The 7,878-nt window shown below is 49.4% G+C and carries 12 protein-coding genes and 2 pseudogenes; 11 read left to right on the top strand and 3 right to left on the bottom strand.

Translation table 11 applies throughout. The features are described from left to right. The 9 genes from BMY49_RS16380 to BMY49_RS16335 form a co-directional block, all read left to right on the top strand. A partial coding sequence (locus BMY49_RS16380) for a hypothetical protein (RefSeq protein WP_208596222.1) occupies positions 1-259 on the top strand: 259 nt, incomplete at its 5' end. Between the two features lie 459 nt (positions 260-718). After that, a complete protein-coding gene (locus tag BMY49_RS16370) occupies positions 719-1,033 on the top strand; it encodes a transcriptional regulator (RefSeq protein WP_016914160.1) in 315 nt (104 codons plus the stop codon). Continuing rightward, entirely contained in the window at positions 1,026-1,325 is a 300-nt protein-coding gene (locus BMY49_RS16365) for a helix-turn-helix domain-containing protein (protein ID WP_016914159.1), read from the top strand. The genes BMY49_RS16370 and BMY49_RS16365 overlap by 8 nt, the downstream gene beginning before the upstream one ends. Before the next feature lie 499 nt (positions 1,326-1,824). Continuing rightward, positions 1,825-2,145, top strand: a complete 321-nt coding sequence (locus tag BMY49_RS16360) for a hypothetical protein (RefSeq protein WP_164834383.1) — start codon at positions 1,825-1,827, stop codon at positions 2,143-2,145. Positions 2,146-2,625: 480 nt separating this feature from the next. Then, positions 2,626-2,931 carry a hypothetical protein gene (locus BMY49_RS16355; protein ID WP_208596221.1) on the top strand — a complete coding sequence of 102 codons (306 nt, stop codon included), beginning with the start codon at positions 2,626-2,628 and terminating at the stop codon, positions 2,929-2,931. A gap of 91 nt (positions 2,932-3,022) precedes the next feature. Then, positions 3,023-3,868, top strand: coding sequence for a S1 family peptidase (locus BMY49_RS16350; protein WP_089676068.1), 846 nt, complete (start codon positions 3,023-3,025; stop codon positions 3,866-3,868). Positions 3,869-4,000: 132 nt separating this feature from the next. Beyond that, on the top strand, positions 4,001-4,282 hold the full coding sequence (locus tag BMY49_RS16345; protein WP_089676067.1) for a BrnT family toxin: 282 nt from the start codon (positions 4,001-4,003) through the stop codon (positions 4,280-4,282). 5 nt (positions 4,283-4,287) lie between these two features. Further along, positions 4,288-4,512 (top strand): BrnA antitoxin family protein, encoded by a 225-nt coding sequence (locus BMY49_RS16340; RefSeq protein ID WP_089676066.1) that lies wholly within the window; start codon positions 4,288-4,290, stop codon positions 4,510-4,512. A gap of 557 nt (positions 4,513-5,069) precedes the next feature. After that, positions 5,070-6,227, top strand: a complete 1,158-nt coding sequence (locus BMY49_RS16335; RefSeq protein WP_143058157.1) for a hypothetical protein — start codon at positions 5,070-5,072, stop codon at positions 6,225-6,227. A 127-nt stretch (positions 6,228-6,354) separates the two neighbouring features. On the opposite strand, the gene BMY49_RS16330 is transcribed toward BMY49_RS16335, so the two are convergent. After that, positions 6,355-6,648, bottom strand: coding sequence for a type II toxin-antitoxin system RelE/ParE family toxin (locus BMY49_RS16330; RefSeq protein WP_058579745.1), 294 nt, complete (start codon positions 6,646-6,648; stop codon positions 6,355-6,357). Then, on the bottom strand, positions 6,648-6,887 hold the full coding sequence (locus tag BMY49_RS16325; protein ID WP_044630393.1) for a type II toxin-antitoxin system ParD family antitoxin: 240 nt from the start codon (positions 6,885-6,887) through the stop codon (positions 6,648-6,650). Before BMY49_RS16325 ends, BMY49_RS16330 begins: the two co-directional genes overlap by 1 nt. Positions 6,888-6,981: 94 nt before the next feature. On the opposite strand from BMY49_RS16325, the pseudogene BMY49_RS16320 reads away from it, so the two are divergent. Together BMY49_RS16320 and BMY49_RS16315 are read left to right on the top strand one after the other, a co-directional pair. After that, positions 6,982-7,193 (top strand): annotated as a pseudogene (locus tag BMY49_RS16320) (Txe/YoeB family addiction module toxin). Between the two features lie 3 nt (positions 7,194-7,196). After that, a pseudogene (locus BMY49_RS16315) lies at positions 7,197-7,587 on the top strand (transcription termination factor Rho); the annotation flags it as partial. A 24-nt stretch (positions 7,588-7,611) separates the two neighbouring features. Here BMY49_RS16315 and BMY49_RS16310 read toward each other — a convergent pair. Continuing rightward, positions 7,612-7,878 (bottom strand): hypothetical protein (locus tag BMY49_RS16310; protein WP_143058156.1); only part of this gene is annotated, 267 nt, incomplete at its 5' end.

The following is a 7,878-nucleotide window of genomic DNA, read 5'->3' as shown; positions in this document are numbered from 1 at the left end:
GGCGTTATGTTCACAAAGAGTCAGGTTTCGTCATATGAAACTCGAGAATATTGAACTGCTGATTGATGGCTCAGGCGAAATCACTATTGGTAGGGTTGGCCCGGTTAGCTGTGCGGCGACTGCATCTGATGAAGATCAATGCCTTGCAATGTTAGTCCGCCGGCCTGAAGAGTCATTCGAAGATTTGCTTACACGATTGGATCGCGCCATTGCAGATGCCGTAGAGGACCAGATATTTGTGGATGAAATAAATGGATAGCCTGTCAAATCTCATACACTGTTGTGACGAGATGCCGAGTGATGGCGTTTCAATCTGTTGGGGGCCAGCCCGTTTTGGCTCTGAAGACCTTGGTTGGTGTTTGGTTATTGAGCGGGTAGCAACAGAGGATGACTTACAGGTAAATCAATATCTTGAGGAAGTGGGTGATACGCTCTGGACTACAGCAGTCGAAATTAAGTGTTGTCCGTATTGTGGTGTTGGGCTCACTGATGCGCGATCCGTCATGTCCTCTGAGGACTTCGGTTATTTTATCCACATTGATTCTTCGGGGTGGCTGGGCAGGCGCTGCTAACACGAAGAAGAACATAACCAGTGCAGGCACGGCGACACCCACTACATTGCGCCTTCGGCTCCATTCCGTAAGCGCGCATGCTGCAAGCGTTAACCCTTCTAGCCGCCTACCTTGCAAAACTCCGTCAATGACGTATATTTGTCAGTATGTTTACCATCATCGAAACCCCTACATTTGAAGCGGACGCCAGGAAAATTTGGACTGAAGAGGAGCGGAGCTCTTTCTTCGCTTGGCTGGCAGCCAATCCGGAAATAGGTGATCCCATTCCCGGTAGTGGTGGATGTAGAAAGGTTCGTTGGTCGGTTGCGGGTTCAGGGAAGCGGGGTGGAGTGCGAGTTATCTACTTCACCAGGTTGGCAAATGGCGAGATCTGGCTGTTGGTGATCTACAAAAAGGCCGTCAAGGACAACATACCCGCGCATATCCTGAAGTCGATTCGTGAGGTATTGGAAAATGAGTAACGAGACCCTGAGTGCTGAGGAGCTTGGCAACAAGCTACTCCAGTCCGTCAAAGAAATGAAAGCGGGCAAAGCCGCACGAGTCAGTCGTGTGGAGCCTAACGAGGTGGCAGAGGCACGCGGTAAAACCGGCCTGACCCAGAGGGAGTTTGCTGAGGTACTGCATATTTCTCCGCGTACGTTGCAGGAATGGGAGCAAGGTCGACGTAAACCCTCAGGGCCGGCAAAGGCACTCATCGAGATTGCTTTCCGTCATCCGGAGGTTATTCGGGAAGACCTCGAACTCCGGGGTTAACAAGTGGCTGTTGTCGGACGCGCCTGCGCTGGCGCTCCGGCACGCCGCAAAGCCAGGGCGTTAATGGCAAAGGCTTCGGTCTTTTAGGTGGCTTTGTGCCAGTGGCCTTGGTGCCGGGCTTGGTAGCCAAACCCGCCAATTGTCAGAGCACCAAGGCCAGCAGAGTCTGCGTCCGGTTTGGCAGCTTTAATCGTCAGCGGCGTTGGTAGCAAAATCGGTGTTCGCCGTTTGGGGCCGTCCGCCGACAATTTATTCTGGATCTGGTACCTTTGAGTACAGGTTCATCCACCGCTGGCTTGGCGGTGGTTTCAAACAAACGGTATCGGCGCGCGTCGGTGCAAGATAACGGAGTAGGCCGTCACGGTCAGTGCCAGGGAGCAGGCAGCGTCAGTACCTGCCTTTAACCAGTCAATTAAGTTCGCTCCCGGCCATAGGGCCGTCCGCCGGACGCCCCTGACGGGCCGCCGCTTATCTCCGCGTTATGTTTTAAGGAGGTAGTTTGAGTAAAGTCGTTGGACGCTGGCGAATTAAGTGGATGGAAATGTGGGATCAAGACTTTGTTGATCTTATCGAGCCCGGATACTTCCAGTTCGATGAAGATGGCCTCGGCTTTTTTGTATTCGGAGCAGTTGAGGGCCAAATCGACTACCGCATTCCAGATGATGGAGGGCGAGTCGAGTTTTCTTGGTCTGGAAATGATGATGGTCGTGAAAAGTCTGGCCGTGGTTGGTTTCAGTTTTCATCTTCAAATTCAGCGAAAGGGGAACTCTTCATTCATTGTGGAGACGAGTCGGCCGTAGAAATCGAATATCAAACATAACCAGGCGCGGCACTCGGATGCCTTTGTCTCCGCTTCGCTACGTCAAAGTCACCGGTGCGCTAAGCGTTAGTTGTATGGCAGCTTTTAGAGCCTAAGTACGGGTCTGTACCGCGCTAGCACACGGTACGTAGAGGAGAGTGGTGACCAAATGGCAATAGTAATTTATGTTTTGGCAGGCATCTCAATTTTGTTGGCTTTAGGCGGTTTGTCTGCATATGCGAAAACTAAGCATATAGGGCTGTTGCTGTCGTCAATCGTATCTATAGGATTTTCGGTCCTGGCGATAGTCCTTGTTCACTGGTGGCCACTCATCGTAGGTTTCGGTATCAATATTGGTTTGCGAATGCTGGGCCTTGATCCCAGTTCTCGGCGATAGTTACAACTAACAAACCAAGGCAGTGGGACATATTTTTGCTTCGCTGCGCTCAAAGCGCAAAAATATGCCCCTGATTGGGGGCGTTAGCACCAAAAAGTTCAGATATGGCAAAGGTTAAGAAAAAGCTCACTCCGGCTCAAAAGAGAGCAAAGAAAGCCGCGAAGGCAGAGCGGCAAAGGAAGTACCAGTGGGTCTTTATGAACGGTAAGCAGGTCAGAATAAAGCGGCCACCAACCGTGGATGGTATGCCTGTAGATCAGTTCATCGAGGAGAATGCTGATCCGATTTGGCTCCATCAGAACGAGTTGTGGGAGCCAGTGTTGGCAGACGTTCTGGCACCTGTCTACCGACTCATCTTCAAGCACCGTCATCAGGTGCTAAGGTCATACTATGGTGGCAGCGCCAGTTAACCAGTCAATTAAGTTCGTTCCGGCCTGCGGCCTCCACCGGACGCCCCTGTCGGGCCGCCGCTTATTTCAGCGTTATGCATAAGGAGAAACAATGAGCCTGGGAATAATGGAACAGCTCACTCACAGTACAGTGAGAATAGAAACCACTCTCCATAATGGGGGCATATCTACAGGCACAGGCTTCTATATGAATTTTCTCCAAAAAGATGATTCAGCTGTTCCTGTAATAGTTACAAATAAGCATGTTATTGCTAACGCAAATACAGGTAGGTTTCATGTAACCCTCGCTACACGCGATGGGCTACCCGATACCGGTAAGCATCAGCAATTCCAGTTTTCAAACTTCGAGAACCAATGTATCAAACATCCTGATCCAAACATCGATCTTGCAGCGTTTTTGATAGGTCCATTGCTGAATCAGATACAAAAAACTGGTAGCAAGCTTTTCTATATCCCTTTGCAAACCGATCTGATCCCAAAAGATGAAGAGCGCGAGTCCTATTCGTCTATGGAGGATATTGTCATGATCGGTTATCCCAACGGAATTTGGGATGCCAAAAACAATCTCCCTGTCATAAGGAAAGGCATTACAGGTACACACGCCAACGTTCCTTGGAACGGAAAATCTGAATTTCTTACAGATATAGCAAGTTTTCCAGGCTCTAGTGGATCACCGGTGTTTTTGGCAAACATTGGTGGTTATATGGACAACAAAGGCAATACATATATGGGCAGTCACCGTATTCGCCTCCTTGGTGTTCACTACGCAGGGGCAATGCACACTGTCTCAGGGGAGATAAGAATCGTCACAGCGCCAACATCAAACATGCCAGTTCCCATAACGCAAATTCCCAACAATATTGGAGTGGCTATTAACTCAAAAGAAATCTTTGGTTTAGAAAAGGAAGTCGAGCGTCTAGTTCGTGCAAATGCATAACAAGTCAATCAACTTCGCGCCTTCGGCGCCGGACGGCTTACACTGCGCTTCGCTCCGTTCCAGCCGCCGGTTATTGAGGCGTTATGGCTCCCGAAGCTTGACAGTTTACAGTAATGTACATACATTGTATTTATGATTGAATTCGAATGGGATACAAAGAAGGCTGACTTAAACCTCAAAAAACATGGGGTGTCGTTCTATGAAGCGAAATCAGTTTTTTACGATGAGCTTGCGATTCAGTTTTTTGATGACGAAAATTCATTCTCATCAGAAGATCGCTTCCTTATGTTGGGAATGAGTAATGAATCCAGGATATTGATCGTGTGTCACTGTGAGCGCGAACAGGGAAGTTCTATTCGAATCATTTCTGCGCGCAAAGCAACCAGCAAGGAACGCAAGTTTTATGAAGGGTAACTATCATGAAAGATGAATATGATTTTTCAAAGATGAAATCGCGTAAAAATCCATACGCTTCAAAATTAAAGAAATCTGTCACGATCAGGCTCGGTGAGGATGTCATTGGCTATTTCAAAGAAATGGCAGAGGAAACAGGCGTGCCTTATCAAAGTCTAATCAATCTATATCTTAGAGATTGTGCGGCACATCATAAAAAGATTGATATTGCCTGGCATGCCAAGCCATAACAAAGCCATCAAATTCGCTCCCTGCGGTCGCCGGACGCTCGTTCCTCGCGCCGTTTATGGCGGGCGTTAGTGGCTATGGCTTCGGTCCTTTTGGGCTGCGGTGTGCCAGGGGCCTTGGTGCCGTGCTTGGTTGCCAAACCCGCGTAATTTGGTGAGCACCAAGGCCGTCAGAATCCGTGTTCGGTTTGGTTGCATCAGCAAGCAAGAGTCTTGGCGGGAAATTCAGTGCTCACCGTTTGGGGCCGTCCGCCGAAAATTGGGTCTGGATCTGCTACCTTTGGGTTCAGGTTCATTCACCGCATCATTGGCGGTGTTTCAAACAGAGTGCATCGGCTCATGTCGGTGCCGGGTTACGGAGTAGGCCGTCAAGGTCAGTGCCAGGGAGCCGGCAGTGTCATTACCTGCCACTAACCAGTCGCTGTAGTACGCGGCCGATGGCCGCCGGACGCCCTTTCCATTGCGGCTTCGCCTCCATTACAAGGGCGCCGCTAAGCTTCGCGTTATGGTTTGGGTGCTGAGAGGTACCATATGGCACTTCATATGAGGATTGGATAAACATGCGGTTAACAAAAATTATCATTTTAATGTTAATACTATCTGGATGCTCGGAATCAACAAATAACCTTGATCCTGGCGATCGAGTATTACAATTCCTAGAGTCTCCTGATTATGAACTACTCTCAGAAGTTGATCGGTCCGTATGGTCAAGAGAAGAATGGAATAAATATGCTGGTTCTTGGAATGCTCCACGCCCGACTCTTTCTCCTACGAGCAGATATTTCGAACTAGAGCAGCATTTGTATGAATTTGCTTCTTATCAGTTAGAGGGCGTGACAGATAATTCAGATGATTCATACTCGGTTACCGTTGTGTTTCGATGGCCGTCCGTCCTTGAAGAGGTTTACTTTTTCGATGATTCTCTTATCGAGTTCGTAGAGGACGAGCTCACAAACCTTTTGACTGCCTATGAAAGCGGTCGCCTAACTCCAGAGACGATTAAATATAGCGAAGCTGAAGAAGTCTTCGCTGTTGTTTCCGACGGCATTTTCATTAATGCTGAAGAAGCTCAACGGCGCCGTGAGGAAAATGAAGAAGTAGATAAACTGTTTATTGAGCTTTCTCATATAGACGACTATGACTTGGATTTTGATTTTTATTCTCTTGGTTCTTCTAAACTTACTAGGCAGATCGAAGAATTAAGAGAGATAGGCATTGAACAAATTAATTTAGACATTTCATCACTGGAGTCAGCTATCGTTAAGGCCAAAGAGTTGCAGCGCGATAGATACAATTATTCTAGCCTAAATACATTAGGAAAACTTCATCAAGCTAGTTTGTTACTGGAGTCAGATAGTATATTTTCGAACTCCCTCGAGTTTAACGAAGTTAGAGTTGCAGAAGCTCAAGGAAGGCGTGGAATTGGCTTGTTTTTTGACTGGCGCATAACAGGTGACCTCCTCCCCCATGAAGCTGTGAGTGCCGGATTCCAGGCTAGATACTTTGATAGTAACTCGAACCAAATAGGCAGTGAAGAATTTTTGATTTCAGTAATCAGTGCTGAAAATGGAGATCGAGGTGGTAGCGTCGGTCGAATTATTGATAATCAGGGAGTGGCTCGGCGAGTTTCAAGTGTTGAAATTGGTTATTTGGTTCCGTCGAGAGCCCCTCGGTTTAATTGCAAATTTGACGAAGCTATCAAGTGTGAACAGCGGTGAGGCTAGGTGCTATAGGCTTAGTCTAAGGGAATATTTTTCTCAGAATTCTGACCATAACAAACCAAGGCAGCGGGAAATATTTTGCTTCGCTGCGCTCAAAACGCAAAATATTCCCCTGCTTGGGGCGTTAAAGATGCTGCTCCACATCCATACTGTTGTGGAGAATTCGGATGACAACGATCCTGGATTCCGTACCGGCTCTGTAAAAGATAACATGACTGCCCTGACTGAACTTTTTGTACCCTGGTTTTATGTCACCCGTATCGCGGCCAATATCAGGTTGGCGAGCGAGCAGCTTGAAAGCATCGTCAAGCTGCCTGAGGTACGTATCGCGTTGGCGCTTTCCCCACTTTTCGGTGGTGAAGCGGCCTATCTCGACAACGTCTTTTCGGGCAGAGGAAGTGAGCAGGTATGGACGCATCAGTGAGCTTCGTTGTCCAGTTCTGTAATAACGCTTTCAAGGGAATACTCTGCGATTCCGCTCTGTTCGCCTTCATCCAGAAGGCGTTGGAGCCGTTCAAGCTTACTTTCCGTTTCTTCAAGCAGACGCAGTCCGGCACGTACCACCTCGCTCACCGAGCCATAGCGGCCCTTTTCAACCTGAATGGCTATAAACTCATCAAAGTGGGGGCCGAGTGTAATGCTGGTATTTCTAGCCATGGGGAGACTCCTATACCAAATATTGGTATATCATGGCAAAGCACCCATAACAAGGCAAGGCAGGCCGACGCGATAAAGTCGCGCCGCTGCGAAGCTGGCCTCCCGCGGCCTCAAACCAAAAGCGCAGGAACGGCTAGCGCTGGTAGCGGAAGACCTATACCGCAAGCCGCCTTCGTTTGAGAAACTCGTGGGTGATCTTGCGGGGTTCTATTCATGCCGCATCAATATTCAGCATCACCTGGTCTATCAAGTGCTCGATGACGAGCGAGTGGTGGAAGTTCTCAGGCCTGGAGCCACTATGAATAATGCATAACCAACGGCTGTTGCGGATGTATTAGCCTTCTCAACGGCACCGCCATTTATCCTTCCCCGCGCCTTTATCTGGCCAATGGCGTTCGTGAGCACAGTGTGCGGGCGATGGATTTGATCACGCCCATTAGCATGGGGCAGCGCGGGCTGATCGTGGCGCCGCCGGGGGGGGGGGGCAGGGAAAACCACGCTGTTGAAGCATATCTGCCAGGCCGTGGCGGCGGCGTATCCCGAGATCAAGCTGTATGCCCTGCTGATCGATGAGCGCCCAGAGGAAGTGACCGATTTCAAGCGCAGCGTGACCGCCAAGGTGCACGCTTCGTCGTCTGACGAGAGCTACGCCCACTATGCGCGCGTGGCCGACAACCTGCTGCAAACGGCGCGCAGTAAGCGTTCATTCCACGACGTAGTTGACCTACTTCACGTCACGCAGAGGCCTTAATAACTCCGGCGAGACCTTGTACTGTTTGGGGCCGTCCTCGGCCAGAACAATCACACTCTTGCGGTTGATCTTGGTGACGATCCCCAACACCGGGCCTTCCCGGCCCTCGAAGGTTACTTTCAGGCCCACCCGCAACTGACTCAGTGCCTGCAGATTTTCCTGATCCCTCAGTTCGTCGATGCGCCGGCAGACGTATTGATTCAATTCCAGCAACTGGTCGATGCTCATGTCCTCAATGCG

The organism is Vreelandella aquamarina (assembly GCF_900110265.1).
GTDB lineage: Bacteria > Pseudomonadota > Gammaproteobacteria > Pseudomonadales > Halomonadaceae > Vreelandella > Vreelandella aquamarina.
Note: the sequence above shows the minus strand (reverse complement) of the source record. Positions and strands in the feature narration are given on the sequence as shown.

What these genes read in the sequence shown, in the direction of transcription:
- BMY49_RS16330 (WP_058579745.1), bottom strand. Translation starts at nt 6,648, where the DNA reads ATGCGTCCATACCTGCTCACTTCCTCTGCCCGAAAAGACGTTGTCGAG.
- BMY49_RS16345 (WP_089676067.1), top strand. Translation starts at nt 4,001, where the DNA reads ATGATTGAATTCGAATGGGATACAAAGAAGGCTGACTTAAACCTCAAA.
- BMY49_RS16365 (WP_016914159.1), top strand. Translation starts at nt 1,026, where the DNA reads ATGAGTAACGAGACCCTGAGTGCTGAGGAGCTTGGCAACAAGCTACTC.
- BMY49_RS16370 (WP_016914160.1), top strand. Translation starts at nt 719, where the DNA reads ATGTTTACCATCATCGAAACCCCTACATTTGAAGCGGACGCCAGGAAA.
- BMY49_RS16340 (WP_089676066.1), top strand. Translation starts at nt 4,288, where the DNA reads ATGAAAGATGAATATGATTTTTCAAAGATGAAATCGCGTAAAAATCCA.
- BMY49_RS16355 (WP_208596221.1), top strand. Translation starts at nt 2,626, where the DNA reads ATGGCAAAGGTTAAGAAAAAGCTCACTCCGGCTCAAAAGAGAGCAAAG.
- BMY49_RS16335 (WP_143058157.1), top strand. Translation starts at nt 5,070, where the DNA reads ATGCGGTTAACAAAAATTATCATTTTAATGTTAATACTATCTGGATGC.
- BMY49_RS16350 (WP_089676068.1), top strand. Translation starts at nt 3,023, where the DNA reads ATGAGCCTGGGAATAATGGAACAGCTCACTCACAGTACAGTGAGAATA.
- BMY49_RS16325 (WP_044630393.1), bottom strand. Translation starts at nt 6,887, where the DNA reads ATGGCTAGAAATACCAGCATTACACTCGGCCCCCACTTTGATGAGTTT.